This is a genomic window from Streptomyces sp. NPDC001415, from assembly GCF_053597395.1.
This window is the reverse complement of sequence record NZ_JBSFIE010000021.1, coordinates 25,430-51,601: the sequence shown is the minus strand read 5'-3', so window position 1 is coordinate 51,601 and position 26,172 is coordinate 25,430. Positions and strand designations below refer to the sequence as shown.

General features: G+C 71.8%; 28 protein-coding genes. 21 read left to right on the top strand and 7 right to left on the bottom strand.

Annotated elements, in window-relative coordinates:
- The first annotated feature begins 134 nt into the window (after positions 1-134).
- From ACWC2B_RS25385 to ACWC2B_RS25375, 3 genes are all read left to right on the top strand, one after another.
- Positions 135-764, top strand: coding sequence for an ATP-dependent Clp protease proteolytic subunit (locus ACWC2B_RS25385; RefSeq protein WP_450720324.1), 630 nt, complete (start codon positions 135-137; stop codon positions 762-764).
- A gap of 6 nt (positions 765-770) precedes the next feature.
- A complete protein-coding gene (locus ACWC2B_RS25380) occupies positions 771-1,079 on the top strand; it encodes a hypothetical protein (protein WP_450720322.1) in 309 nt (102 codons plus the stop codon).
- Positions 1,080-1,604: 525 nt separating this feature from the next.
- The gene (locus tag ACWC2B_RS25375; RefSeq protein WP_450720320.1) at positions 1,605-2,078 is read left to right on the top strand and encodes a C40 family peptidase; all 474 of its coding nucleotides are present in this window, start codon (positions 1,605-1,607) and stop codon (positions 2,076-2,078) included.
- Positions 2,079-2,190: 112 nt separating this feature from the next.
- On the opposite strand, the gene ACWC2B_RS25370 is transcribed toward ACWC2B_RS25375, so the two are convergent.
- Positions 2,191-2,625, bottom strand: coding sequence for an ATP-binding protein (locus tag ACWC2B_RS25370; protein WP_450720318.1), 435 nt, complete (start codon positions 2,623-2,625; stop codon positions 2,191-2,193).
- A gap of 234 nt (positions 2,626-2,859) precedes the next feature.
- Between ACWC2B_RS25370 and ACWC2B_RS25365 the strand changes: the two genes are divergently transcribed.
- Entirely contained in the window at positions 2,860-3,723 is an 864-nt protein-coding gene (locus tag ACWC2B_RS25365; protein WP_450720316.1) for a helix-turn-helix domain-containing protein, read from the top strand.
- A 20-nt stretch (positions 3,724-3,743) separates the two neighbouring features.
- On the top strand, positions 3,744-3,983 hold the full coding sequence (locus tag ACWC2B_RS25360; RefSeq protein ID WP_450720314.1) for a DUF397 domain-containing protein: 240 nt from the start codon (positions 3,744-3,746) through the stop codon (positions 3,981-3,983).
- A 7-nt stretch (positions 3,984-3,990) separates the two neighbouring features.
- On the opposite strand, the gene ACWC2B_RS25355 is transcribed toward ACWC2B_RS25360, so the two are convergent.
- A complete protein-coding gene (locus tag ACWC2B_RS25355; RefSeq protein WP_450720312.1) occupies positions 3,991-5,133 on the bottom strand; it encodes an 8-amino-7-oxononanoate synthase in 1,143 nt (380 codons plus the stop codon).
- A 145-nt stretch (positions 5,134-5,278) separates the two neighbouring features.
- Between ACWC2B_RS25355 and bioB the strand changes: the two genes are divergently transcribed.
- The 11 genes from bioB (at position 5,279) to ACWC2B_RS25300 (ending at position 17,237) form a co-directional block, all read left to right on the top strand.
- A complete protein-coding gene (gene bioB, locus ACWC2B_RS25350) occupies positions 5,279-6,490 on the top strand; it encodes a biotin synthase BioB (RefSeq protein ID WP_450720310.1) in 1,212 nt (403 codons plus the stop codon).
- Complete coding sequence (locus ACWC2B_RS25345; protein ID WP_450720308.1) at positions 6,483-7,772, top strand: adenosylmethionine--8-amino-7-oxononanoate transaminase; 1,290 nt, start codon at positions 6,483-6,485, stop codon at positions 7,770-7,772. The genes bioB and ACWC2B_RS25345 overlap by 8 nt, the downstream gene beginning before the upstream one ends.
- A 1-nt stretch (position 7,773) precedes the next feature.
- Entirely contained in the window at positions 7,774-8,466 is a 693-nt protein-coding gene (bioD, locus tag ACWC2B_RS25340) for a dethiobiotin synthase (protein WP_450720306.1), read from the top strand.
- The gene (locus ACWC2B_RS25335; protein WP_450720304.1) at positions 8,466-8,828 is read left to right on the top strand and encodes a VOC family protein; all 363 of its coding nucleotides are present in this window, start codon (positions 8,466-8,468) and stop codon (positions 8,826-8,828) included. Before bioD ends, ACWC2B_RS25335 begins: the two co-directional genes overlap by 1 nt.
- A gap of 98 nt (positions 8,829-8,926) precedes the next feature.
- Positions 8,927-9,607, top strand: a complete 681-nt coding sequence (locus ACWC2B_RS25330; RefSeq protein ID WP_450720302.1) for a class I SAM-dependent methyltransferase — start codon at positions 8,927-8,929, stop codon at positions 9,605-9,607.
- Positions 9,608-9,791: 184 nt separating this feature from the next.
- Complete coding sequence (locus tag ACWC2B_RS25325) at positions 9,792-10,610, top strand: ABC transporter ATP-binding protein (RefSeq protein WP_450720300.1); 819 nt, start codon at positions 9,792-9,794, stop codon at positions 10,608-10,610.
- A 6-nt stretch (positions 10,611-10,616) separates the two neighbouring features.
- Positions 10,617-13,184, top strand: coding sequence for an FtsX-like permease family protein (locus ACWC2B_RS25320; RefSeq protein WP_450720298.1), 2,568 nt, complete (start codon positions 10,617-10,619; stop codon positions 13,182-13,184).
- Between the two features lie 24 nt (positions 13,185-13,208).
- Positions 13,209-14,093: a TIGR03621 family F420-dependent LLM class oxidoreductase gene (locus ACWC2B_RS25315; protein WP_450720296.1), complete on the top strand. Its 885-nt coding sequence runs from the start codon at positions 13,209-13,211 to the stop codon at positions 14,091-14,093.
- Positions 14,094-14,248: 155 nt separating this feature from the next.
- Positions 14,249-14,671, top strand: coding sequence for a GNAT family N-acetyltransferase (locus ACWC2B_RS25310; protein ID WP_450720439.1), 423 nt, complete (start codon positions 14,249-14,251; stop codon positions 14,669-14,671).
- Between the two features lie 209 nt (positions 14,672-14,880).
- Positions 14,881-16,218 (top strand): hemolysin family protein, encoded by a 1,338-nt coding sequence (locus tag ACWC2B_RS25305; RefSeq protein WP_450720294.1) that lies wholly within the window; start codon positions 14,881-14,883, stop codon positions 16,216-16,218.
- Entirely contained in the window at positions 16,215-17,237 is a 1,023-nt protein-coding gene (locus ACWC2B_RS25300) for a hemolysin family protein (RefSeq protein ID WP_450720292.1), read from the top strand. Before ACWC2B_RS25305 ends, ACWC2B_RS25300 begins: the two co-directional genes overlap by 4 nt.
- 21 nt (positions 17,238-17,258) lie before the next feature.
- Here ACWC2B_RS25300 and ACWC2B_RS25295 read toward each other — a convergent pair whose 3' ends face one another.
- On the bottom strand, positions 17,259-17,522 hold the full coding sequence (locus ACWC2B_RS25295) for a holin (protein WP_450720290.1): 264 nt from the start codon (positions 17,520-17,522) through the stop codon (positions 17,259-17,261).
- A gap of 181 nt (positions 17,523-17,703) precedes the next feature.
- Here ACWC2B_RS25295 and ACWC2B_RS25290 point away from each other — a divergent pair, with 181 nt between their 5' ends.
- Positions 17,704-18,537, top strand: a complete 834-nt coding sequence (locus tag ACWC2B_RS25290; protein ID WP_450720288.1) for an SGNH/GDSL hydrolase family protein — start codon at positions 17,704-17,706, stop codon at positions 18,535-18,537.
- Between the two features lie 67 nt (positions 18,538-18,604).
- Here the strand turns inward: ACWC2B_RS25290 and ACWC2B_RS25285 are convergent, their stop codons facing one another.
- Positions 18,605-19,327 carry a GNAT family N-acetyltransferase gene (locus ACWC2B_RS25285; RefSeq protein WP_450720286.1) on the bottom strand — a complete coding sequence of 241 codons (723 nt, stop codon included), beginning with the start codon at positions 19,325-19,327 and terminating at the stop codon, positions 18,605-18,607.
- A 278-nt stretch (positions 19,328-19,605) separates the two neighbouring features.
- Here ACWC2B_RS25285 and def point away from each other — a divergent pair, with 278 nt between their 5' ends.
- The 3 genes from def (at position 19,606) to mug (ending at position 22,469) form a co-directional block, all read left to right on the top strand.
- The gene (gene def / locus ACWC2B_RS25280) at positions 19,606-20,253 is read left to right on the top strand and encodes a peptide deformylase (RefSeq protein ID WP_450720284.1); all 648 of its coding nucleotides are present in this window, start codon (positions 19,606-19,608) and stop codon (positions 20,251-20,253) included.
- A 217-nt stretch (positions 20,254-20,470) separates the two neighbouring features.
- Positions 20,471-21,913, top strand: coding sequence for an adenylosuccinate lyase (purB, locus tag ACWC2B_RS25275; protein WP_450720282.1), 1,443 nt, complete (start codon positions 20,471-20,473; stop codon positions 21,911-21,913).
- A 13-nt stretch (positions 21,914-21,926) separates the two neighbouring features.
- Entirely contained in the window at positions 21,927-22,469 is a 543-nt protein-coding gene (gene mug / locus ACWC2B_RS25270) for a G/U mismatch-specific DNA glycosylase (RefSeq protein WP_450720437.1), read from the top strand.
- A 118-nt stretch (positions 22,470-22,587) separates the two neighbouring features.
- Here mug and ACWC2B_RS25265 read toward each other — a convergent pair whose 3' ends face one another.
- From ACWC2B_RS25265 to ACWC2B_RS25255, 3 genes are all read right to left on the bottom strand, one after another.
- The gene (locus tag ACWC2B_RS25265; RefSeq protein ID WP_450720280.1) at positions 22,588-23,022 is read right to left on the bottom strand and encodes a hypothetical protein; all 435 of its coding nucleotides are present in this window, start codon (positions 23,020-23,022) and stop codon (positions 22,588-22,590) included.
- Positions 23,023-23,088: 66 nt separating this feature from the next.
- Positions 23,089-23,835, bottom strand: a complete 747-nt coding sequence (locus ACWC2B_RS25260) for an ABC transporter permease (protein WP_450720278.1) — start codon at positions 23,833-23,835, stop codon at positions 23,089-23,091.
- A 3-nt stretch (positions 23,836-23,838) separates the two neighbouring features.
- Positions 23,839-24,771, bottom strand: a complete 933-nt coding sequence (locus ACWC2B_RS25255; RefSeq protein ID WP_450720276.1) for an ATP-binding cassette domain-containing protein — start codon at positions 24,769-24,771, stop codon at positions 23,839-23,841.
- A gap of 107 nt (positions 24,772-24,878) precedes the next feature.
- Between ACWC2B_RS25255 and ACWC2B_RS25250 the strand changes: the two genes are divergently transcribed.
- Complete coding sequence (locus tag ACWC2B_RS25250; protein WP_450720274.1) at positions 24,879-26,054, top strand: sensor histidine kinase; 1,176 nt, start codon at positions 24,879-24,881, stop codon at positions 26,052-26,054.
- Positions 26,055-26,172: the final 118 nt, after the last annotated feature.

Below are 26,172 nucleotides of genomic sequence, written 5' to 3'. Positions count from 1 at the left end.
CGCTCGCTGACAGCGAAACAGCCCCTGACCTGTCCCTTTCCAAGTTTTCCCGGCCATGCCCAGGCTCGCGGTCTGTACGTCCTGTACATTTTTTACAGAGGTCTTCAGATCCTCCGGTCGAGGAGAGGTATGTCATGAACCACCGCCCTGCCGCCCGCTATGTGCTGCCCGAGTTCCAGGAGCGCACCGCGTCCGGCGTCCGCACGCTCGATCCGTACTCCAAGCTCTTCGAGGAGCGGATCGTCTTTCTCGGCACCCCGGTCGACGACGCTTCGGCCAACGACGTGATGGCCCAGTTCATGCACCTGGAGCACGCGGACCCGGACCGGGACATCTCGCTCTACATCAACTCCCCCGGCGGCTCGCTCACCGCGATGGCCGCGATCCACGACACGATGCAGTTCGTGACCTGCGATGTGCAGACGTTCTGCCTGGGCCAGGTCGGCTCGGTGGCCGCGCTGCTGCTCGCGGCCGGCACGCCCGGCAAGCGCGCCGTACAGCCCGGCTCGCGGGTGCTTCTGCGGCAGCCGGCCATCGAGGAGCCGGTGCGGGGACAGCCGTCCGATCTGGAGATCCAGGCGGCCGAACTCCTGCGCGGCCGCGCGCTGTTGACGGAGCTCCTCGGCCGGCACACCGGGAAGAGCGCCGAGCGGGTGGCCGCCGACATGGAGCGGGACGTGGTCTTCGACGCGGCGGGCGCCGTGGCGTACGGGCTCGCCGACCACGTACTCGCAAGCCGCAAGACCTCGCTGCGCGGGAGGTGACCCGAGGTGCTGCCACCGGAGCTTCCGCCGCTGCCCGCGCTGACGCGTGCCGAGGCCGGGTTCATCGACTCCTACCTCGAAGTGGTCGATCTGCTCGGCCGGATCAACCCGGCGCACGGCCATGACACCTATGCGGCCCTGAGGGCAGCCCAGGCCCTGGTCGGCCGGGCGGCCGCGCTGAAGGAGGCCCTGACCCTGATGCACCTGCGCGGGGAGACTCAGGTGCACGCGCCCACCCTGACGCGGGCGCTGCGGGTCCTGGACGGCGAGCGCCGCGCGGGGCGGCTCACGGTGCCGCCGCAGTCCACGGGTTGAGGGTGCCGCGAGGCGCGAGGGACACCCGACGCGCTCATGAGGCCCGTGAAACGGACCAGACGGGCTACCCCCATTCGGCCCACCGGCGGCTACTTTCGTCGGCCCTTATGAGTTGCTTATGGCCCGTGGACAATCAGCTGAATCGATCCTTCCGTTGCTGGTACGAGGCTCGTCAGCCCCGTTCGGAGTAGTGCCGAGCGGCCCGTGTCCACCCGAACGAGGCGGTCGTGAGCACCCTCACACAAAGCCGTTTCGCGTCGTAAATCCGATTGTCGGTGCGGAAAGATCCCTGGGACGACAAGCCCCCGCCACCGCGGCGGGGCGGTCCGGGCGGACGCCGAGTCCTGCCGCCGCTCCGGACGTCTGGTCGACAGGAGTGGACCGGCAGGAGTGGAGGACCCGAGTGTTTCGGGAGGGCCGGACCCCGGCCGTCCCTCGGGGTGAAGCCGCTAGCGCGGCCGGGCGTCTTCGCCAGCCCGAACCCGACAGGTCATCCTTCGCAGGCGGTTTGACGAAGGGTTGCGCATGACCGCGCAGACACACGTCTCGTCCCTGGCGGTCCGCCTCGGCGCCGTCGGTGCCCTCGCCCTCGCCGTGACGGGCGCCATGACGCTGGCACCGGGCACCACGCCCGAGGCGAACGCCGCCGCCGTGGCCACCAAGGCGCTCCACGTGGCCGCGTCGAAGAAGGGGTCGCCCTACCAGTTCGGCGCCACGGGTCCGAACCGGTTCGACTGCTCGGGGCTCACGCTCTACTCGTTCAAGCAGGCGGGCCGCAAGCTGCCGCGCACCGCCCAGCAGCAGTACAACGGCTCCCGGCACATCTCGGCCTCCACCCGCAAGGCCGGGGACCTGGTGTTCTTCCACTCGCGAGGGCGCGTGTACCACGTGGGCATCTACGCCGGGAACGGCAGGATCTGGCACTCCCCCAAGGCCGGCACGGTGGTCCGCCTTGAGCGGATCTGGAGCCACAGCGTCCTGTACGGGCGGGTGGGCTGACGCTCCGTCAGGCCGGGCGTCCCGGTGCGTGTCCCGCGCACCGGGGCGCCCTCGTGCGCCCCGACCGGCGTCTGTCCGGCCGTGCGCGCCGGACAAGATCCGCCGCACGGGCCTACCCGCTTTGGACCGGCGCCGACCACGGGAGCGCGATCCAGACCGTCTTGCCGCCGTCCGCCGTGGGTGCCACCGAGAGCCGGCCGCCGCACTCGGCGGCGAGCCAGCGGATGATCACCATGCCCCGGCCGTTGTCCTGCTGGACGGCGGCGGGCAATCGTTTCGGCCAGCGCGGGTGGCTGTCGGTGACGCCGATCCGGAGCTCCTCCTCGCGCTCCAGCTGAACGTCCACGGTGAAGGTGGGCGACTGGCCGAAGGTGTGCTGCACGGCGTTGGTGGCGAGTTCGGAGACGATGAGGCGGACCGTGTCGGCGGCCTCGGCGTCGCTCGGCAGGCCCCAATCGGTGAGGACCTCAACGACATACCGCCGTGCCGCGGAGACCGAGGCGGGATCGCTCGGCAGAGTGAGGGTTGCTTCGAGGTGGTCTGCCATGGCGACGCTGTCCCTTTCCCACCCGGGCCGGCTTGAGGACTCGTAGCGGTTGAGCGCTCGCGAAGACGACATCGGCCTCGGATTGTGCTTCGCGCCAGAGTGCCACTCATCGTGCCGGTCTCGGGTGCGATCCACCAAGATATGCATATATCTGTCGCTCAAAGCAGTGAACTCTCCGACGGTAGACCGTATTTGGGCTCACACTTACCCATCGCCGAGACGAAGGAGGCGGCTATGGGGCATGGACCGGCGGTGCGCAGACGCAAGCTCGGCGAGGAGTTGCGCAAGCTGCGCGACCGAACAGGTCTCACGAGCGGCGAGGCGGCCGCTCTGGTCGGCTGGCACCAGTCGAAGGTGAGCCGGATCGAGACCGGTCGCAGCGGTGTGAAACCGGCGGACGTGGCCCGGCTGCTCGAAGCTTACGGGGTGCGCGACCCCCAACTCCGCGCGCTTTTGGAAGCGTTGGCCGATTCGGCGGGCGACGCCGGGGTGGACTGGGCGCATGCGTACCGGGGCCTGCTGCCGCCGCAGTACCGCGACTTCATCAGTCTGGAGTCGCAGGCACGCTCGGCGCGCACCCTGGAGACCTCGGTGGTGCCGGGCCTGTTGCAGACACCGGCGTACGCGCGGGCGGTGACGCGGGCCGCGCTCGGGGGGCTGCCGCCGGACAAGGTGGACTCGCTCGTGGAGGTGCGCATCGCCCGCCAGGAGGTGCTGCGCGGCGATCCTCCGCTGAAGCTCAGCGCGGTCCTCGACGAGGCGGTATTGCGCCGGAGGGTGGGCGGCCGGGCGGCCATGCGGGACCAGTTACGGCATTTGCTGGAGCTCTCCGCACTGCCGCACGTGCGGTTGCAGGTCATCCCTTTCCATTACGGCGGCTATGTCGGGCTCACCGGCCCTTTCATTATCTTTTCATTTCCAGCCATTTCAGATCTGGATGTGGTTGTTATCGACCATTTGACGAGTAGCCTCTACCTCGAACGGAGAGAAGACCTTGAGGCGTACAGTGCCGCGTTCCTGACCGTTCAGGCACTCGCGCTCTCCTGCGAGGACTCGTTTGATCTCATCGCCCGGACAGCCCGGGAAGAACCGGGCTAGTTCGTGGCGAGTGGGGAGGCATGATGTTCGCACGCCCTGCGCACGTTCCTTCCAGCACTTCCCTCACCGGTGCCACGTGGCGGCGCAGCAGCCGCAGCGTGGGCATGAACAACTGCGTCGAGACGGCCCGGCTCAATGGCGAGCTGCTTGCCGTGCGCGACTCCCGACGGATCGACGGGCCCGCGCTGCTCTTCGGCGCCCCCGCCTGGCAGCGCTTCATCTGCGCTGTCCCCAAATTCACTCTTGCCGCAGCGAATTGACAGCTCGTCAGACGGTGGGCGCGGTCCTCAGGATCGCGCCCACCGCGCTGTCGATCTGGCGGTCCGTCAGGTCCGCCCGCGCGGTCAGCCGGATCCGCGAGATGCCGTCCGGCACCGACGGCGGCCGGAAGCAGCCCACCACGAGCCCGGCCGCACGGCAGTCGGCGGCCCAGGCCACCGCGGCCTCCGGCGAGGGGGCCCGCACCGAGACGACCGCGGCGTCGGGACGCACCGCCAGGTGTCCGGCGGCGGTGAGCCGGCCGTGCAGTTCGGCGGCGACGGCGCGGGCCCGGCCCGCCAGCTCCGGCTCCGTACGCAGCAGTCGAAGGGCCGCGAGTGCTCCGCCGGCGGCCGCGGGGGCGAGCCCGGTGTCGAAGATGAAGGTGCGGGCCGCGTTCACCAGATGGCGGATCACTCGGGCCGGGCCGAGGACCGCGCCGCCCTGGCTGCCGAGCGACTTGGACAGGGTGACGGTGGCGACCACGTCCTGCGCCCCGGCGAGCCCGGCCGCGTGCAGTGCGCCGCGCCCGCCCTCGCCGAGCACCCCGAGCCCATGCGCGTCGTCCACGACCAGGGCCGCCCCGAACTCCCGGCAGGATGCGGCGAGTTGGGGCAGCGGCGCCGCGTCCCCGTCCACCGAGAACACCGAGTCGGACACGACGAGCCCGGGTCCGCCGTGGGCGTCCAGGGCCTTGCGGACCGCCTCCGGTTCGGCGTGCGGGACGACCTCGGTACGGGCGCGGGCGAGCCGGCAGCCGTCCACGATGGAGGCGTGGTTGCCCGCGTCGGAGACGATCAGGGAGCCGTGCGGGCCGAGCGCGGTGAGTGCGGCCAGGTTCGCCGCGTACCCGGAGGAGAAGACGAGGGCGGCCTCGAAGCCGCAGAAATCGGCGAGCTCCCGCTCCAGTTCCGCGTGCAGCACCGTGGTCCCCGTGACCAGGCGGGAGCCGGTGGCGCCCGCGCCCCAGCGGTGGGCCGCCTCGGCCGCGCCCGCCGTGACCGCGGGATGCCGGGTGAGCCCCAGGTAGTCGTTGCTCGCCAGGTCCAGGAGGTCCTGGTCGGCGGCGCGCGGCCGCAGCGTGCGGACCAGACCGGCGCGCTCGCGGCGCTCCGATTCTCCATCGATCCAGTCGAACGGCGCTCGCGGCATGGTCGAGTCCCTTTTTGTAGGCTGCCGACAGACCCTAGCCGGTGCCATGCCAGGTCAGGGTGTGGCGATACACACACCTCAAACGGCCCGTGTTGTGGGATCCCTACCTTGGCCCCAGGCGGTGCCGTGCGCGAAGATCGGCGCCATGGACCTGCTGAACACGCTGGTGGACAAGGGGTTGCGGCGCGAACTGCCGACCCGCGAAGAGGCACTCGCCGTACTGGCGACCTCCGACGACGAACTGCTCGATGTGGTGGCCGCGGCCGGCAAGGTGCGCCGCCAGTGGTTCGGACGCCGGGTGAAGCTGAACTATCTGGTCAACCTGAAGTCGGGCCTGTGCCCCGAGGACTGTTCGTACTGCTCCCAGCGGCTCGGCTCCAAGGCCGACATCCTGAAGTACACCTGGCTCAAGCCCGACGAGGCGTCCAAGGCCGCGGCCGCGGGCGTCGCGGGCGGTGCGAAGCGGGTCTGCCTGGTGGCCAGCGGCCGCGGCCCCACGGACCGCGACATCGCCCGGGTCTCCGAGACGATCGAGACGATCAAGGAGCAGAACGAGGGCGTCGAGGTCTGCGCCTGCCTCGGCCTTCTCTCGGACGGCCAGGCCGAGCGGCTGCGCGCCGCCGGGGCCGACGCGTACAACCACAACCTGAACACGTCCGAGGGGACGTACGGGGACATTACGACCACGCACACCTACCAGGACCGCGTGGATACCGTGACGAAGGCGCACGACGCGGGTCTTTCGGCGTGCTCCGGGCTGATCGCGGGCATGGGCGAGTCCGACGAGGACCTGGTGGACGTGGTCTTCGCGCTGCGCGACCTCGACCCGGACTCGGTGCCGGTGAACTTCCTCATCCCGTTCGAGGGCACCCCGCTCGGCAAGGAGTGGAACCTCACGCCGCAGCGCTGCCTGCGCATCCTGGCGATGACCCGGTTCGTGTGCCCGGACGTCGAGGTGCGGCTCGCCGGTGGCCGCGAGGTGCATCTGCGCTCGATGCAGCCGCTCGCCCTGCACCTGGTGAACTCGATCTTCCTGGGCGACTACCTCACGAGCGAGGGCCAGGCCGGACAGGCCGACCTCGACATGATCGCGGACGCCGGGTTCGAGGTGGAGGGCGCGGGCACCACGACCCTTCCCAAGCACCGCGCGGACGCGATCGCCGCGGCCGGCTGCGGTTCGGGCGCGGGCGCATGCGGTTCGCACGAGGAGAGCGGCTGCGGCTCCCACGAGGGCGGCGGCTGCGGGCCCTGCGGTGGCCACGCCGCACCCGAGCAGGCGCCCGCGGACCAGGCGCGCACCGATCTGGTGGCCGTGCGCCGCCGGGGCGCGGGGACGGATCTCGCGCCCAATGCCTGAGTACTCCCCCACCGATCTGCTCGACCTGGACCGCCGGCACGTCTGGCATCCGTACGGCCCGATGCCCAATCGGCAGGAGCAGCTCCTCGTCGAGTCGGCGTCGGGCGTACGGCTGCGCCTTGCCGAACCGGCCCACGGGCAGCGCGAGTTGATCGACGGGATGTCGTCGTGGTGGTCGGCCGTGCACGGCTACAACCACCCGGTGCTCAACGAGGCGGCGCGCGGCCAGCTCGACCGGATGAGCCATGTGATGTTCGGCGGGCTCACCCACGAGCCCGCCGTCCGGCTCGCCACCCGGCTCGTCGAGATCACGCCCGAGCCGCTCCAGCACGTCTTCCTCAGCGACTCGGGTTCGGTCGCGGTCGAGGTCGCCGTGAAGATGTGCCTGCAGTACTGGCGCTCGGTCGGCCGGCCGCGCAAGCAGCGCCTGCTCACCTGGCGCGGCGGCTACCACGGCGACACGTGGCAGCCGATGTCGGTGTGCGACCCCGAGGGCGGGATGCACGAGCTGTGGCAGGGCGCGCTGCCCCGCCAGATCTTCGTCGGCGCTCCGCCCGCGGAGTCCGAGGAGTCGTACGCCCGTGAGCTGCGCGAGGCGATCGCCCGGCACGCCGACGAGCTGGCCGCGGTGATCGTGGAGCCGGTGGTGCAGGGCGCGGGCGGGATGCGCTTCCACTCGCCGGAGTATCTGCGGGTGCTGCGCGAGGCCTGCGACGAGCACCGTGTGCTGCTCGTCTTCGACGAGATCGCCTCCGGCTTCGGCCGCACCGGCGCGCTGTTCGCGGCCGGTCACGCGGCGCTCTCGCCGGACGTCATGTGCGTCGGCAAGGCGCTGACCGGCGGCTATCTGTCGATGGCGGCGACGCTCTGCACCAGCCGGGTCGCCGAGGGCATCTCGTCGGGCGAGGTCCCGGTGCTCGCCCACGGCCCGACGTTCATGGGCAATCCGCTGGCCGCCTCGGTGGCGCTCGCCTCGATCGACCTGCTGCTCGGCCAGGACTGGCAGGGCGAGGTCAAGCGGATCGAGACGGGCCTGCTCGACGGGCTTGCGCCCGCCCGCTCGATCGAGGGCGTACGCGATGTCCGGGTGCTCGGCGCCATCGGTGTCGTCCAGCTGGACCACGACGTGGACATGAAGGCCGCGACCGCGGCGGCCGTGCGCGAGGGCGTGTGGTTGCGGCCGTTCCGGGATCTGATCTACACGATGCCGCCCTATGTGACGGGCGACGACGATCTGGCGCGTATCTGCCGTGCGGTGTGCGCGGCGGCGCGGGAGGGCTGAGATGGCGATTCTGGTCGTGAGCGGTACGGGCACCGAGATCGGCAAGACGATCACCACGGCGGCCGTCGCCGCCGTGGCGCTCGCCGCCGGCCGTTCGGTGGCCGTGCTCAAACCGGCCCAGACGGGGGTGGCGCCGGGCGAGCCCGGTGATGTCTTCGAGGTGCGGCGGCTCGCGGGCGAGGCGGTGACCGGCGTCGAACTGGCCCGGTTCCCCGAGCCGTTGGCGCCCAATACCTCGGCCCGCCGGGCCGGCATGACGCCGGTGGGCCCGGCGGAGGTGGCCGAGGCCGCGGCGAAGCTGGCCACCGAGCACGATCTCGTACTGGTCGAGGGCGCGGGCGGGCTCCTGGTCCGCTTCGACGACGAGGGCGGCACGCTCGCGGACGCGGCCCGGCTGCTCGGTGCCCCCGTCCTGGTGGTGACGCCCGCCGGACTGGGCACACTGAACTCGACGGCCCTGACCGGCGAAGCCCTGCGGGCCCGGGATCTCGAATGCGCCGGGGTCGTCGTGGGCAGCTGGCCGGCCGAGCCGGATCTGGCCTCGCGATGCAATCTCGCGGACCTTCCGGAGTCTGCCGGGGCGCCCTTGCTCGGCACCGTGCCCGAGGGCGCCGGACGACTGGCGCCCGCCGACTTCCGTACCCGAGCGGCCGGTTGGCTCGCCCCGGCGCTCGGCGGCGTTTGGAGTATCTGATGGCTGTGTTACGGGCCCGCCTCGGGCAGCTCGTCGTGGACTGCGCCGACCCGGGGCGGCTCGCCCGGTTCTGGGCCGGGCTGCTCGGCGGGCGTCCCGTGGTGCGGGACGCCTCGTGGGTGTACGTCGACCCGCCGGGCGCGCCCAGGCTCGCCTTCCAGCGCGTACCGGAGGAGAAGGCGGGCAAGAACCGGTTGCACCTGGACCTCGCGGTCGAGGACGTGACCCGCGCGCGGGCGGCGGCCGTACGGCGCGGGGCGGCTCCGGTGGGTGCGACGGTGACCGACGCTCAGGGCGCCTTTCAGGTGATGCGGGATCCCGAGGGCAACGAGTTCTGCTTCGTGGAGTCCGCGGACGGGTGAGCGGGCGCGGCGCGGGGACAATGGCGGTGTAACCGGTAACCGGCTGCCCGCAGGACGCCGGTGACCGGCCGGCTGCCCGCAGGCTCAGGAGGTCCGACATGGCGCAGCGCACCAAGATCGCCCCGGATGCCGTGCACCATCCCGTCTTCGCCCGCTTCTACGCGCGCTTCAGCGAGGCGGTGGACGTGAGGGCCGGGATCGCCGAGCACCGTAAGGAACTGCTCGACGGGCTCTCGGGGCGCGTCATCGAGATCGGCGCGGGCAACGGGCTCAACTTCGCGCACTATCCGGCGGCCGTGTCCGAGGTGGTGGCCATCGAACCGGAGCGCACGCTGCGGCAGTTGGCGGTCCGTGCGGCGCTGCAGGCCGAGGTTCCCGTCGATGTGGTGCCGGGCGCGGCCGAGGCGCTTCCGGTCAAGAGCGAGGCCTTCGACGCGGCGGTCGCCTCGCTGGTGCTGTGTTCGGTGCGGGACCTTCCCCGGGCGCTCGGTGAGATTCGCCGGGTGCTGCGCCCGGGCGGCGAGCTGCGGTTCTTCGAGCACGGCCGGGCGGACGGCCGGGTGCTCGCGACGGTGCAGCGCGGCCTGGACCGCACGGTGTGGCCGTTGCTGTTCGGCGGCTGCCACACGGCGCGCGACCCGCTGGGCGCGATCGAGGCGGCGGGCTTCGAGATCGTCGGCCACCGCCATCTGCGGGTGCCCGCCAAGGGCGTCGCGGCGCCGTCCTCGCCGTGTGTGCTCGGGGTGGCGAGGCGCCCCGCGCTCGGCCCGGACGAATAGGAGGCGGTGTCCGAGTAGGAGCCTGCGTCCGAGCAGGAGCCGGTGTCCGAGTGGCGCGTGGCCCTTACATCCGCCTCCCCACACCGGGCCCCTCGACGGATGGCGACGGTTCGGCCCCGCCCTCTACTCTCTTATGCGGTACGGGAGTTGGGACGGCCATGACGCCACAATCGGGGAGGCGGCCTTGTCCACACCTGCAACAGCACACGCGTACGGCACGGAACCCGCGGCGCCGGTCGCCGCGCGAGCCCGCGGACTCACCAAGGCGTACGGCAGTGGCGAGACCACGGTGCTTGCCCTGGACTCGGTCGACGTGGACATCGTGCGGGGCGCGTTCACCGCGGTGATGGGTCCTTCGGGTTCGGGGAAGTCGACCCTGATGCACTGTCTGGCCGGGCTCGACACCGTGTCGGCGGGGCAGGTGTGGCTCGGAGACACCGAGATCACCGGTCTCAAGGAGCGGGAGCTGACCCGGCTGCGGCGGGACCGGATCGGCGTCATGTTCCAGTCGTTCAACCTGCTGCCGACGCTGACCGCCGCCGAGAACATCACGCTGCCCATGGACATCGCGGGCCGCACCCCGGACCGCCCGTGGGTGGACCGGGTCATCGACACCCTCGGCCTGCGCGACCGGCTGAAACACCGCCCGGCGCAGTTGTCCGGGGGCCAGCAGCAGCGGGTCGCGTGCGCGCGGGCCCTCGCGTCCCGACCCGAGCTGATCTTCACGGACGAGCCGACCGGCAACCTGGACTCGCGGGCGGGCGCGGAGGTCCTGGCGTTCCTGCGGGAGGCGGTGGACAGCCTGGAGCAGACCGTGGTGATGGTGACCCACGACCCCGGCGCCGCGGGCCACGCCGATCTGGTCCTCTTCCTGGGCGACGGCCGGATCGTGGACCGGATGGAGCGGCCCACCGCGGAGGCCGTCCTGGAGCGGATGCGGCTCTTCTCGGGCACGCGGCCGGACCTCGGCGCCGCCGCCGACGACGCCGCGCGGAAGAGCTGACCGGCCGTGCTGAAGGCGACCCTGCGCGGGTTCCTCGCGCACAAGGGGCGGCTCCTGCTCTCGGCGCTGGCGGTGGTGCTCTCGGTGGCCTTCGTCGCCGGTTCGCTGATCTTCTCGGACACCGTGGCGCGCACCTTCGACCGGCTCTTCGCCTCGACGTCGGCCGATGTGACCGTCTCGCCGAAGAAGCAGATCGACACCGCGCTGCCGTCCGGGGAGACACCGACCGTGCCGGCCGCGCTCGCCGGGCAGCTCGCCCACGTCGACGGCGTGGCGGCCGCCCGCGTCGACGCGGCCGTCTCCAACATCACCGTCGTCGATGCCCGCAACCAGGCCGTGGGGCCGACCACCGGCGGGCCCACGATCGCCACCAACTGGTATGTCACCAAGCGCAGTCCGGTGAAGCTGACGAGTGGTCACGAACCGCGCGGGCCCCGCGAGGCGCTGCTCGACAAGGACACCGCCGACAAGAAGAAGGTGCGGATCGGCGACACCCTCACGGTGCTCGCCGGGCCCGGTTCGTTCAAGGTGAGCGTGGTCGGGATCGCCACGTTCACCACCACCAACCCCGGCGCGGCCCTGGTCTTCCTGGATACCCCGACCGCCCAGTCCCGGCTGCTCGGCAAGCCGGACGCCGCGACCGGCATCTCGGTCGACGCGGCCCCGGGTGTCAGCGACGACGTACTGAAGCAGCGCATCGCGGCACAGCTCGACGGCCGGTACGACCTGAAGACGGCGGCCGAGCAGGCCACGTCGGATGCCGCCCAGCTCGGCGGGTTCCTCGACGTCATCAAGTATCTGATGCTGGGCTTCGCGGGCATCGCCGTGCTGGTGGGGATCTTCCTGATCGTCAACACCTTCTCCATGCTGATCGCCCAACGCACCAGGGAATTGGGGCTGTTGAGGGCGCTGGGCGCCGATCGCGGGCAGGTGCGCCGTTCGGTTCTCCTGGAGGCGCTGCTTCTCGGTCTGGTCGGATCGACGCTCGGCCTCGCCGCCGGCGTCGGGCTCGCCGCCGGGCTCATCGCGCTGATGAGCCTGTTCGGGATGAACCTGAGCGCCGCCGAGATGGTGTTCAACTGGCCCACCCCGGTCGCCGCTTACGCGGTGGGCGTCGGCGTGACGTTCGTCGCCGCCTATCTGCCGGCCCGCCGTGCGGCCAAGGTATCCCCCATGGCCGCGCTCGCGGATGCCGAAGTGGCGGGCGCGGGGCGGCCGTTGCGGGTCCGGGCTGCGGTCGGTGCGCTCCTCGGGGCGGCGGGAGTCGCGGCCCTGGCGGGCTGCGCGGCCGGCACCAAGGCGTCAACTGCCGCCTCTCTCCTGGGACTTGGCCTCGTACTCACCCTGATCGCGACCGTCGTCGCGGGCCCGCTTCTGGTGCGCCCGGTGATCAGGGTGCTCGGCGGGGCGTTCCCGAGGGTGTTCGGACCGGTGGGCCGGATGAGCCAGCGCAACGCCCTGCGCAACCCACGGCGTACCGGAGCGACCGCGTCCGCGCTCATGGTCGGCATCGCCCTGGTCACCGGGCTCTCGGTCGCCAGCACGTCCATGTCCAAGTCCTTCGACCAGCAGATCGACCGGGTCCTCGGCGCGGACTTCGTCATCCAGAACGCCAACTTCCAGCCGTTCCCGCAGGAGATCACCGAGCGGATCCGGGCGACGAAGGGCGCGGGCACGGTGGTGCGCCAGCGGTTCGCGCCCGTGCGGGTCACCCTGCCGGACGGGAAGAAGACCGACACGACGGCGTCCGGCTACGACCCGAAGCTCGACGAGGTGGCCCATCTGACGTACGCGAGCGGCGGCACCGCGCAGGCGCTCGCCCCGGACGGCCTCGCGATGGACAAGACGTACGCCCAGGACCACGACGTGCGGATCGGCGACTGGCTGCCCGTGCTGTTCTCCTCCGGGCAGCAGGCGCGCCTGAACGTGGCGGCGCTGACCGACATGAACCAGGGCAGCGGCGGATTCGGGACCGAGGGCGCCCTCTTCATGGGCCTGCCCACGCTGGAGAGGTATGTGCCCGGCGGCCAGGACGCCGCCGTGTATGTGAACGCGGCGAGCGGCACGCCCGCCGACCAGCTGCGCGCCGCGCTCAGGACGACGCTCGACTCGTATCCCCAGGTCCAGGTCAGGAACCAGAGCGACTACAAGAAGCTGGTGCACGACCAGATCGCGGTGCTGCTCTACCTGGTGTACGCGCTGCTCGGCCTGGCGATCGTGATCGCGGTGCTCGGGGTGGTCAACACCCTTGCCCTGTCGGTGGTCGAGCGGACCAGGGAGATCGGGCTGCTCCGGGCGATCGGGCTCTCCCGGGTGCAGCTGAGGCGGATGGTGCGGCTGGAATCCGTCGTGATCGCCGTCTTCGGCGCACTGCTCGGGCTCGTCCTGGGCATGGTGTGGGGGGTGGCGGTGCAGCGGGTGCTCGCGCTCCAGGGCCTCACCGCGTTCGCCGTGCCGTGGTCGACGATCGTCGCGGTCGCGGTGGGCTCGGTGGCCGTCGGCCTGGTGGCGGCGCTGCTGCCCGCGCTGCGGGCCTCGCGGATGAACGTGCTCGCCGCGATCGCCCACGAGTAACTCCCCGACTCCTGAGGAGAGTTGATGACCCGTCCGTTCCGTTTCGCTGTGAACATGGTGACCCCGGCGGTGGGCGGGGAGTGGCGCAAGCGCTGCCGCCGGGCCGAGGAGCTGGGCTACGACGTGATCCAGGTGGCCGACCACCTCGGCATGCCGGCGCCGTTCCCCGCCGTGGTCGCCGCCGCGTACGCCACCGAGCGGCCCCGGGTCGGCCCCTTCGTGCTCAACGCCGCGTTCTGGACGCCCGCGCTCCTCGCCCGGGAGGTCGCCACGGTGGACGCGCTGACCGACGGCCGCCTGGAGGTGGGGCTCGGCACCGGATACGTACGCGAGGAGCACGAGCGGGCCGGGGTCGCGTGGCGCACGCCGGGCGGCCGGGTCGATCATCTCGCCCGTACGGTAAGGGAGTTGGAGCGCATTCTGGGCGAAGAGACGCTCGCGGCGCAGCTCGTGCAGCGGCCCCGGCCGCCGCTGCTCATCGGCGCGAAAGGGGACCGGATGCTGCGGCTGACCGCCGAGCACGCGGACATCGCCGCGTTCACCGGGGCGCGGACCTCGCCCGTCGACGGGACGCTCACCCTGATGGGCGCCGACGACCTGGCGGAACGGCTCGCCGCCTACCGGCGCTTCGCGGCCGGGCGCGAGACGGCGGCCGAGCTCAACCTGCTGATCCAGCGGGTGGCCGTGACCCGGGACCGGCGGGCCGCGGTGCGCGAGTCGCTGCACCTCCTTCCCCATCTCACCGAGGACGAGGTGCTCGATCTGCCGGTCCTGCTCATCGGCACCGTGCGGCAGATGGCGGACCAGCTGCGCGCCCAGCGGGAGCGCTACGGCTTCTCGTACCTCACGGTCCTCGACCCGTACATGGAGGAGTTCGGCGCGGTGATCGAGGAGCTGCGGGGCGAGTGAGCGCGCGGCGGGCGCCCGCATCGACGATCAGCTCCGCATCGACCGATCGGCGCCCGTATCGATCGGCGCCCGTATGGAGCGGCGTCCGTATCGATCGGCGTCCGTATGGCAAAACGGTTCGCCGCGGGTCACGGCCCGGTGGTGGGATGAACACCATGAACGAGTTGCGCATCCGGGCCGCCGGGCCCGAGGACCTGGACGCGGTCCTTGCCTTCTGGAAGACGGCCGCCGAGGGCACCAGCATCAGCGACGACCGCGAGGGCGTCGAGCGCCTCGTCGCCCGCGATCCCGAGGCGCTGATCCTCGCGGAGACCGGCCGCGATCTCGTCGGCACAGTGATCGCCGGGTTCGACGGTTGGCGCTGCCATCTGTACCGCCTCGCCGTCCACCCGGACCATCGCCGCAAGGGCGTCGGCGGGGCGTTGCTCTCCGCGGCCGAGGACCGTTTCGTCGCGCTCGGCGGACGTCGCGCGGACGCCATGGTCCTTGTCCGCAACGAGCTCGCCCAGCACGCCTGGCGGGCCGCGGGCTACGGGCCCGAGGAGCAGTGGCGGCGCTGGGTGAAGCCGCTGGGCTGAGAGCCCGCGTCCGGACCCCGTCCGGAGCGGACTCGGGGTCCGCGCGACCCGAGCCTCCCCTTTGCCAGTGCTTTACCATGGGTGAACCTCTACCCATCGACTGAAAGGTGTGAGCGTCCGCCCATGGGCGAGCCTCCCAGTACCAGTACCGCCGCGCGACACCGCGCGCACCGCCTCCCCCGGGCCGATCATGGGACGGAGGTGACCCGATGACCGAAGTGCTCCTGCTCCTGGCGGCCGTACTGCTGTCGCTGGTCTGCGCGGTCTTCGTCGCCGCCGAGTTCTCCCTCACGACCGCCGAGCGCAGCGATCTGGAGCGCGCCGTCGAGCGCGGCGAACGAGGTGCCTCCAGCGCCCTCAAGGCCGTACGCAGCCTCACCTTCCAGCTGTCCGGCGCCCAGCTCGGCATCACCGTGACCGGTCTCGTCATCGGCATGATCGCCAAGCCGTCGATCGCCAAGCTCCTGACCGGCCCGCTCGAAGCGCTCGGCCTGTCCGCGACCACCGCGAGTTCGGTGGCCCTGGTGCTCGGCATGGTGCTGTCCACCGTGTTCCTGATGGTCGTCGGCGAGCTGGTCCCCAAGAACTGGGCGATCTCCTCGCCGCTCGCCGTCGCGAAGGTCGTCTCGGCCCCGCAGCGCGCGTTCAGCGCGGCCTTCCGCCCGCTGATCAGCCACCTCAACACCTCGGCCAACCACCTGGTGCGCCGCTTCGGCCTGGAGCCCGCCGAGGAGCTGGCGTCCGCGCGCAGCCCGCAGGAGCTGATCGCCCTCGCCCGGCACTCGGCCAAGGAGGGCGCCCTGGAGGCGGACACCGCCGAGCTGTTCGTACGCACCCTCAACCTCGCCGAGCTCAACGCCGAGAACGTGATGACGCCCCGCGTGCAGGTCACCGCGCTCGACATCCAGGCCACCGCCGAGGACGTCGCGAACGCGACCCGCGCCACCGGCCTCTCCCGCTTCCCTGTCTACCGGGGCAGCCTCGACTCGGTCGTGGGCATCGCGCACATCAAGGACGTCCTCGCGGTGCCGGCCGAGCTCAGGCGCCTGCACCCGGTGACGTCGTTGCTGCGCGAGCCGCTGCTCGTGCCCGAGACGCTCACCGTGGACCGGCTCCTCGACCAGCTGTACGGCAAGCGCACCATGGCCGTCGTCATCGACGAGTACGGCGGCACCGCGGGCGTCGTGACGCTTGAGGACATCGTGGAAGAGGTCGTCGGCGAGGTGCGCGACGAGCACGATCCGCACGAGACCAACGACCTCGCCCCCGCCGGGCGGGACGCGGACGGCCGCATCCTGTACTCCGCGGACGGCGCCACCCGCGACGACCAGCTAGCCGCCATCGGCCTGCGCCTGCCGGACGGCCCGTACGAGACCCTCGCCGGATTGGTCGCGACCGAACTCGGCCGGATTCCGACGGTCGGCGACCGCGTGGACCTGGCCGGCTGGCGCATGGACGTGGTCGACGCGTCCGGCCGGCGCGCGGCCCGTGTCCTGCTGCACGCACCCCTCGACCACGAGGACGACGACGAAGAGGCCGGCCGATGATCGCGATCCAGATCCTGATCGGCCTGGCGACCCTGGTCGTCAACGCCTTCTTCGTCGGCGCCGAGTTCGCCCTGATCTCGGTGCGCCGCAGCCAGATCGAGCCGCTCGCCGAGAACGGCAACCGCCGTGCCCGCAGCGTCATTTGGGGCCTGGAACACGTCTCGGCCCTGATGGCCGCGGCTCAGCTCGGCATCACGCTGTGCACCCTGGTGCTCGGTGTGGTCGCCGAACCGGCCATCGCGCACATGGTCGAGCCGGTCTTCGACGCGGTGGGCGTGCCGGACGGCCTCATCCACCCGGTGTCGTTCGTGCTCGCCCTCGCGGTCGCCACCTATCTGCACATGCTGCTCGGCGAGATGGTGCCGAAGAACATCGCGCTGGCCGAGCCGGCACGCACCGCGCTGCTGCTCGGCCCGCCGCTGGTGACGCTGGCCCGGGCACTGCGCCCGATGATCTTCGCGATCAACGCGTTCGCCAACACCCTCCTGGGGCTGCTCAGGGTGGACGCCAAGGGCGAGGTCGCGGCGACCTTCTCCGACGACGAGCTGGCCCGCCTGGTGACCGACGCGGGCCATGCCGGTCTCCTCGACGACCGGGCGGCCGAGCGCCTGCACGACGCCCTTGAGCTGGGGCGACGACCGGTGCGGGACGTGGTCATGCCGCTGGACAAGGTGGTGCGGGCCGCGGTCGGAACCACCCCGGAGGAGCTGGAGCGGCTCTCCACGAGTTCCGGGTTCTCGCGCTTCCCGGTGGTCGACGAGGACGGCCGCATCCTGGGCTATCTGCACGTCAAGGACGCCCTGGACGCGGCGCCGCGCGACGTGGCCTTCCCGGTCGCGGCGCTGCGGCCGATCGCCCGGGTGCGCGCCGCGACCCCGCTGGACGACGTGCTGACCGCGATGAGACGCAGCCGTACGCACCTGGCGGCGGTCCTCGGCGACGAGGGCAGGCTGGCGGGTCTGGTCACGATGGAGGACGTGCTGCGGGAGCTCGTGGGGCCCCCGGCGGCCGCGGCCTAGCCATTGCGGTTGCCCGGCCGTTCACCCGGCGGGTTTGGCCGGAGTGGCTGGAGTGGTCGGGTTCGTGGTCTCGGTGAGGCCCGGGCCCGGCTGCCCCAGCTGCGCGGAGCCGACCGCCATCAGGACGGCGAGCACCGCGGCCATGCCCGCGGTCGCGAAAGCCGCGGTCCAGTGGACGTCGAGGAGGTTGGTCGCGCCGGCCGTCAGCACGGCGGCTAGTGCCTGGGCGAAGGTGCGGATGGCACGCTCGGCGGTGGCCTTCCAGAAGGCTGCGGTGAACAACATCGCACGCTCGCTCTCTCGACGGCCGGTCCCGGCCGAGTGTCAAAAAGTTGATGTGCTCCTGGCATACCGCGGAACGGGCCCCGCCGACAGGGCCTGATCGGTCTCCTTGCGATCACGGTCGCCGGCAGGGCTTCGACGTCCCGGAACCGCTGTCCCTACCGCGCGGTACGATCACTCCGCCATGGAGATGAATGCCTCATACACCAGCTTTGCCGCGATCGGGGACTCCTTCACGGAGGGCATGTCCGACCGGCTTCCCGACGGGTCCTACCGCGGCTGGGCCGATGTGCTCGCCACCCGTCTCGCGGCGCGCACACCCGGCTTCCGGTACGCCAACCTCGCCGTGCGCGGCAAGCTCATCGGGCAGATCGTCGAGGAACAGGTGGCCGCGGCGGCCGCGCTGCGCCCGGACGTCATCACGCTGGTCGGCGGCCTCAACGACACCCTGCGGCCCAAGTGCGACATGGGCCGGGTACGCGGCCTCCTGACACAGGCGGTCGAGCAGCTCGCCCCCGCCTGCAAGCACCTGGTCCTGATGCGCAGCCCCGGCCGCGACGGCCCGGTCCTCGACCGCTTCCGCCCGCGCATGGAGGAGCTCTTCTCGTACATCGACGAACTCGCCGACCGCCACGGCGCGTTGGTGGTCGACCTGTACGGTGCGCCGGCGCTCGGCGATCAGCGGCTGTGGGACGTCGACCGGCTGCATCTGACGGAGGACGGGCACCGCAGGGTGGCCGAGGCGGTCTGGCAGACGCTGGGCCTGGACGCCGAGGACGACTGGCGCTCGCCGCTGCCGCCCGCGGTCAAGCCCGGCTGGGCCGCGAGCCGCACCGCCGACCTGCGTTTCGCCCGCCGGCACCTGGTGCCGTGGATCGGGCGCCGCATCACGGGCCGCTCCTCCGGCGACGGCCGCAGCGGCTCCCACTTCGACGCCGCGCGGGGGCGGGCGTTCTGGGTCACGCCGGGGGACGGGGCGGCCGGGCCGGTGTCGGAGTGGGTACGGGTCGAGGACTGAGGCGCCGTCAACTCCCTTGAGCCGAGCGGGAGTTGCGCGACCAGCTCGCAGGGTCGGCCGGCACTCGTCACCCTGCCATGTTCGGCTCCGGCACCCGGGCCGCGAGGAACCGGGTGGTGCGGCGGAGCCGGAAGCCCAGCGACTCGTACAGCCTGATGGCGGCGGTATTGGTGGCCGCGGTGTGCAGGAACGGGGTTTCGCCACGCTCCCTGATGCCGAAGGCGACCGCGCGGACCAGGCGCGAGCCGAGCCCCTGGCCGCGGTGGGCGTCGTCGGTGCAGACCGCGCTGATCTCGGTCCAGCCCGGCGGGTGCAGCCGCTCCCCGGCCATCGCGATCAGCCGGCCCTCGCGGCGGATGCCGAGATAGGTGCCGAGCTCTACGGTGCGGGGCAGGAACGGCCCGGGCCGGGTGCGCTCCACGAGGGCGAGCATGTCGGGCACGTCGTCCGCGCCGAGCCGTATCGCCTCCTCGTCGGGCCGGGCGTCCACGGCCTCGTCCACGAGCTGTACGCCCTCCAGGTCGAAGGTGACCTCCCAGCCCCGGGGCAGCTCGACCCGGACCCCGGGGAGCGCCACTTCCGCGCCGGGCCCGGCGAGCGCGGCCAGGTCCGCCCAGTCGCCCGCGTCCGGGTCCGGGGGCAGGCCGAGCCAGGGCGAGACATCGGTCTCGTAGCGCAGCACCCTGCCCCGCACCTCGGCGAACCGCGCGTGCGGCCCGGTCAGCGAGGCGTACGCGGGGTTGTCCAGCGGATGCGCCGGGATCTCGGTGCGGACGGACGCGTTGGGCATGATCTCCTCGCTCGGCATGAGGCAACTCGGACAACGCCGGAGAGCGTCGGACAACGGCGGGTGACGGCGGATTCGGATCAGGCAACATCGGGGGCGGCCGCTGTCTGCGCCGTCGATGCCTCCGGCCTCGAAGCCCTCGACCTCGGACGTCGACCGCTCCGGGCTCCCTCATATGAAAGATCCGATTCCGGCCGCACATTCCCGGAGGGCCGGATTGTTCACAAGGCGGACATGATCCCGGGTGCGCGCCGAGTGATCGTTCTTGGCATGCTGTGGGCATGTCGTCCCCCGCGCTCCCCGACCTCGTCGACCAGCTGCTCGCCGCCTCCGGCCCCTTGCCGATAGTCGCCGCCGGCGACCCCGTGCTGCGCCGGCCCGCCGAACCGGTGGACGACCGCCTGGACCGCAAGCGCCTCGACCGCCTGATCGGGGCGATGCGCGAGACGATGCTCGCCGCCCCGGGCGTCGGCCTCGCCGCACCGCAGGTGGGCCTCCCGCTGCGGCTCGCGGTCATCGAGGACGCGGCGGAGGTCTCCGAGGAGATCAGGCAGGCCCGGGGCCGCGTACCGCAGCCGTTCCGGGTCCTGATCAATCCCTCGTACGAGCCCGTCGGGCCCGGCCGGGCCGCGTTCTTCGAGGGCTGCCTGAGCGTGCCGGGCTGGGGTGCGGTCGTCGCCCGGCACACGAACGTACGCCTGCGCGCGCTCGACGAGCACGGCCGTGCGGTGGACGAGGTGTTCACCGGCTGGCCCGCCCGCATCGTCCAGCACGAGACCGACCACCTCGACGGCACGCTGTATCTGGACCGCGCGGAGCTGCGCTCGCTGTCCTCACGGGAGACGATGGCCGACCGCTGGGCCCAGCCCACCCCGGCCACCGCGGCCGAGGCCCTCGGATTCGAACTGGGCGACGTCCCCGAGGCGTGAGCGCGCCCGTCACGGCGAGCCGACCACCGTGCCGCTGTGTGCCCTCGCGGCAGCGGCACGGCTTCGACACAGCGCCCGCCAGGGCGCGGGGAGCTGCGCGACCAGCCTCCCACCGGCCGGCAGATGAAGCCCTCCCCTTCCCGCGGAGCGCTTCGTAGCAAGGCACAAACCGGGGTGGGGCGCTGGCCTGCAGAAATCGCCAGTAGACTCTGGACACGTGACTGCTGTGTCTGCGAAGCCTCGCATCCCGAACGTTCTGGCCGGCCGCTACGCCTCCGCGGAGCTCGCCGTCCTCTGGTCCCCCGAGCAGAAGGTCAAGCTGGAGCGCCAGCTGTGGCTCGCCGTGCTGCGTGCCCAGAAGGACCTGGGGATCGAGGTGCCCGAGGCCGCGCTCGCCGACTACGAGCGCGTCATCGACCAGGTCGACCTCGCCTCCATCGCCGAGCGCGAGAAGGTGACCCGGCACGATGTGAAGGCCCGCATCGAGGAGTTCAACGCGCTGGCCGGCCACGAGCAGGTCCACAAGGGCATGACCTCGCGCGACCTCACCGAGAACGTCGAGCAGCTCCAGATCCGGCTCTCCCTCGAACTGATGCGGGACCGCACGGTGGCGGTCCTCGCGCGCCTGGGCAAGCTGTCCGGCGAGTACGCCGAGCTGGTCATGGCCGGGCGCTCGCACAACGTGGCCGCGCAGGCCACGACTCTGGGCAAGCGTTTCGCGACCGCGGCCGACGAACTGCTCGTGGCGTACGGCCGCCTGGAAGACCTGCTCGCCCGCTACCCGCTGCGCGGCATCAAGGGCCCGGTCGGCACCGCTCAGGACATGCTCGACCTGCTCGGCGGCGACGCCTCGAAGCTCGCCGACCTGGAGCAGCGCATCGCGGGCCACCTCGGCTTCGCCCACGCCTTCACCTCCGTCGGCCAGGTCTACCCGCGCTCCCTCGACTACGACGTGGTGACCGCCCTGGTGCAGCTGGCCGCCGCGCCGTCCTCGGTCGCCAAGACGATCCGGCTGATGGCCGGGCACGAGCTGGTCACCGAGGGCTTCAAGCCCGGCCAGGTCGGCTCGTCCGCGATGCCGCACAAGATGAACACCCGCTCCTGCGAGCGCGTGAACGGCCTGATGGTCATCCTGCGCGGCTACGCCTCGATGACCGGCGAGCTGGCGGGCGACCAGTGGAACGAGGGCGACGTCTCCTGCTCGGTGGTCCGCCGGGTCGCGCTGCCCGACGCGTTCTTCGCCTTCGACGGCCTGCTCGAAACCTTCCTGACGGTCCTCGACGAGTTCGGCGCGTTCCCCGCCGTCGTCGCCCGTGAACTGGACCGCTACCTGCCCTTCCTGGCCACGACGAAGGTCCTGATGGCCGCCGTGCGCGCCGGGGTCGGCCGGGAGGCCGCGCACGAGGTCATCAAGGAGCACGCGGTCGCCTCCGCCCTCGCGATGCGCGAGCAGGGTGCCGAGCGCAACGAGCTCCTCGACAAGCTGGCCGCCGACGCGCGCATGCCGCTCGACCGTGCCCAGCTCGACGACCTGATGGCCGACAAGCTGTCCTTCACCGGTGCGGCCGGCGACCAGGTCACCGCCGTGGTCTCCCGCATCGAGGAGATCGTCAAGCAGCATCCCGCGGCCGCCGGTTACGCCCCGGGCTCGATCCTCTGATCCCGCACACGTGCTGAGCCCCGAGGAACTCCAGGCCGCCCGCGACACCGTCATCCCCGACGTGATCGCGGGCGGACTGTCCGTCTTGTTCTGCGGAATCAACCCGAGCCTGATGTCGGGCGCCACAGGCCACCACTTCGCCCGCCCGGGCAACCGCTTCTGGCCGGTGCTGCACCTGTCCGGCTTCACGCCCCGGCAGTTGAAGCCCTCCGAGCAGGGCGAGCTCCTCTCGTACGGTCTCGGCATCACCAATGTGGTGGCCCGGGCCACCGCGCGGGCCGACGAACTCGACGCCGAGGAGTTCCGCGAGGGCGGGCGCCTGCTGGCGGCGAAGGTCGAGCGGCTGCGGCCCAACTGGCTGGCCGTCGTGGGGGTGACCGCGTACCGCACGGCTTTCGGTGACCGCCGGGCCCAGGTCGGCCCCCAGGACCACATGATCGGCTCGACCCGGGTGTGGGCGTTGCCCAATCCCAGCGGGCTGAACGCGCACTGGACGGCCCGGACGATGGCCGAGGAGTACGCACGGCTGCGTGTGGCCGCGAAGGGCTCCGACTGAGGAGTACGCACGGCCGCGCGTTGCCGCGGAGGGCTCCGACCAGGGCTCCCGCCGCGGGAGCGGGCGGGCCTCAGGCCGTGGGAGGCCGGGAGCCGGCGGCGCTGTCGATGGCTGGTCGCTACGGCGGGTCGACCTCCGTCACCGTCACGCTCAGGTCCCAGCCCGGGCCCTCCGCCTCCAGGTCGAGGCCCACGGCTACCCATCTGCCGTCGATCCGCCACAGGTTCAGGAAGTCGAAGCCGACGGCGAACTCCGCCCAGGGTTCCGGTATCGCCTCGCCGGCCACCAGCCTGGCCTGGGCGCTCCAGAGGCTGATCCACTGCGGTTCCTCCCAGCGTCGGGTGAGCTCGGCCACCAACGCGTCGTGGTCGGCGACGCATTGGGCGCGTTTTTCCAGTCGTTCCGTCAGGTCCTCCCATTCCTCCTCGTCGGCGCTCAGACATGCGGAGTGATATCCCGGGCCGCTCACATCCGCGCCGCTTCGGCTGCGCTCCGCGGGGAATTCCCGGGCGCGCAGCCGGTCGATGTGCTGGAGGTACAGAGCGGTGGTCATGCCGTCAGTAAACCGCCCGGCACTGACAATTGGTGTGCCGTCAGCCTCTGGATGGCCGCCATCCGGTCAGGCGTCGCGCCGCCGCAGCGCCCACCAGCCGGCGGCTGTCGCGAGCGCCGTCCAGGCCGCGAGGACGGCCATTCCACTCCACGGTCCGAGCGTCCCGGCCGGGTTCTGCAGCAGGATCTGCTGGCCCGCCCGGTCCGGCAGGAAGTCGGCCGCGCTGCCGCCCTGCGACACGTCTCCGACCACGAACGGGAGGATCAGGAACAGCGGCACGAGCACGCTCAGCGCGCCTGTGACGCTGCGCAGCAGGGCCCCGACTCCTGCCGAGAGCAGGCTGATCAGGGCCAGATAGGAGGCGCAGCCGACGACCGCGCGCAGCGCGCCCGGGTCCGCGATGCCTATGCCGAAGCCCTGGTCCATCAGCGCCTGGCCGCCGAGGAAGCTGATCAGGCTCGCCACCAGGCCGACCGCGAGGACGCAGCCGCCGACCACTGCGAGTTTGGCGCCGTAGAACAGCGTCCTGTTGGGCACGGCCGCCAGGGATATCCGGATCCCGGCGTTCTTGTATTCGCCGGCCATGGCTATGACCCCGAAAATGACCGCTGCCAACTGCCCGAAGTTCAGGCCGTAGTAGGAGAAGAGCACCGGATCGAAGTCCGTACTGCCGGGCTGCGGACGACCGAGCGCGGCGCAGATGAGGAGGGAGAGGCCGGCCGTCGCCACGGGGACGGTCAGCAAGGAACCCACCAGCGAACGCAGCGAACGGACCTTGATCCACTCGGTGTGGAGTACCGCGGGGAACGACATGGTTCAGGCCTCCTGGGTCTGGGGCGCGCGGGACGATGAGTACTCCGCCTCGTCGGCGGTCAGATCGAGGTAGGCCTGCTCCAACGTGGCTTCCTCATTGGCGAGTTCGAGAATGGGGATGCCCTCGCGGGCGGCGATCGGGCCGATCTCGTCGACCCGCGCGCCCTCCACCGTCCAGAGTCCGTCCTCCCCCTGGACCGGGTCGAAGCCCTGGTCGAGCAGGAGGGCCCGCAGCCGGGCTCCTTCGGTGGTGCGCAGTCGGACCCTGGGCCGGATGCGGGAGTCGATGAAGTCCCGCATCGGCGTGTCGGCGAGGAGCCGGCCGCGGCCGAGGACGACCAGATGGTCGGCGAACGAGGCGGTCTCGTTCATCAGGTGGCTGGAGACGAGCACCGTCCTCCCCTCCCGCGCGAGGCCGCGCATCAACTCCCTTGTCCAGATGATCCCTTCGGGGTCGAGGCCGTTGGACGGCTCGTCCAGGATCACGACCGCCGGGTCGCCAAGGAGGGCGGCCGCGATCCCGAGCCGCTGCCGCATCCCGAGCGAGAACGTCTTGATCCGGCGGCCGGCGACCCCCGCGAGCCCGGCTTCCTCAAGAACCTCGGCCACGCGCCGCACCGGTATGCGGTTGCTCACGGCAAGGGCCAGCAGATGACTGCGGGCGGTGCGGGAGCCGTGCGCGGCCTGCGCGTCGAGCAGGGCGCCCACTTCGCGCAACGGGTCCGCAAGCTCCGCGTACCGGCGGCCGCCGATCAGTGCGGTGCCCCAGGTCGGCCTGTCGAGGCCGAGCAGGATGCGCATGGTGGTGGACTTGCCCGCGCCGTTGGGGCCGAGGAAGCCGGTCACCCGGCCGGGCTCGACCGCGAAGGTGAGCCGGTCCACGGCTCGTGTGGCGCCGTATTCCTTGCGGAGCTCTTGGACGTCGATCCGTGTCATGCCCCAAGCGTCGCCGTCCATGCAGGTCAGCCGCCTCCCCCGGCAGTGGGGAGCTTCTCCCCCGCACGGGGGAGCCGCAGCGATCAGCGCGCTGGGACGATGGGCGCATGCACCGCACTCTTCGCCCACTGGCCCGCCCGGTCACCTACACGCGCTGGCTGCATCTGCTGATCCCGATCGCGTTCGTGGCGATCTGGCTCTTCATCGACATGCGGCGGGTGTGGGTCCTCGGGCTGCTCGTCGTTCCGGTCGGGCTGATACCGGCGGTGCGCCTCGAAGAAGGCATCCAGGCGCAGCTCCTCCTCACTCCCGGCGAGCGCGGCAGGCCCGACGCGTCGATCGCGGTCGCGCCCTCGGCCACCTGGCGCGACCGGTGGCGGACCGTGCTCTGGCTGGAGGCCCGGCTCGTGCTGTCCGGCGTGTCGATCGCGGGCACCGTCTGGCTTCCGGCGGCGTCCGTGGACCTGGTCGCCCGCGGGTTGGGCGGCTCGCCGGTCGTCTTCGGGTGGATGGCGTCATGGGTATCGCCGCAGTGGTGGCTCGTACCTCTCGCGGTGGTGCCGGTCATCGTCATGCTGGTCTGCTTGGTGCAGGCCGGGAACCTTGTCACCTTCGTCGCCCGCAAGCTGCTCGGGCCCTCGGCCACCGAGCGCCTCACCGCGCTCGAAGAGCGGACGGAGCTGCTCCTCGAACGCAACCGCATAGCCCGCGAGATCCACGACTCCATCGGTCATGCGCTGACCGTCGCCGTGGTGCAGGCGGGCGCGGCTCGCGCGGCCGGGGATCCCACCTTCACCGACCGGGCGCTGGCGGCGATCGAGGAGACCGGCCGGGCCGCCCTGGAGGACTTGGAGCGAGTGCTGCTCGTCCTGCGCGAAACGGGCCTGCCGGCCAGCCAGCGCCCCACGCTCCTGGAGGCCGACCGGCTCATCGAGTCGGCCCGAGGGTCGGGCGCCGCGGTCGACGCGGAGTTTTCCGGCCCCCTGGAGCAGGTGCCCGGTCCGGTGTCCCGGGAGGGGTACCGCATCCTGCAGGAGGCGCTCACCAATGTGCTGCGGCACTCGGGCCCCGTGCCCGTGCGGATCCGAATGGCCGTGCTGGGCAAGCGACTTGAGATGGATGTGACCAATCCGCTGACGGGGGCGGCGCCCGGCGGGAAGGGCGGCAGCGGTCTGCGCGGGATGCGCGAGCGGGCCGCACTGCTCGGAGGGGAGGCGGAGACAGGGGCGTACGAGGGTGAGTGGCGGGTGCGGGTGCGGCTGCCGCTCGACACCCTGATCTGACGCCCGCCCTGACCTCTGGTCTGACGCCTGGTCTGACACCCGCCCTGACGTCCACCCTGACCTCTGGTCTGACCTCTGGCCTGATGTCCGACTGGCGCCTGGGCTGACGCCCGCGCTG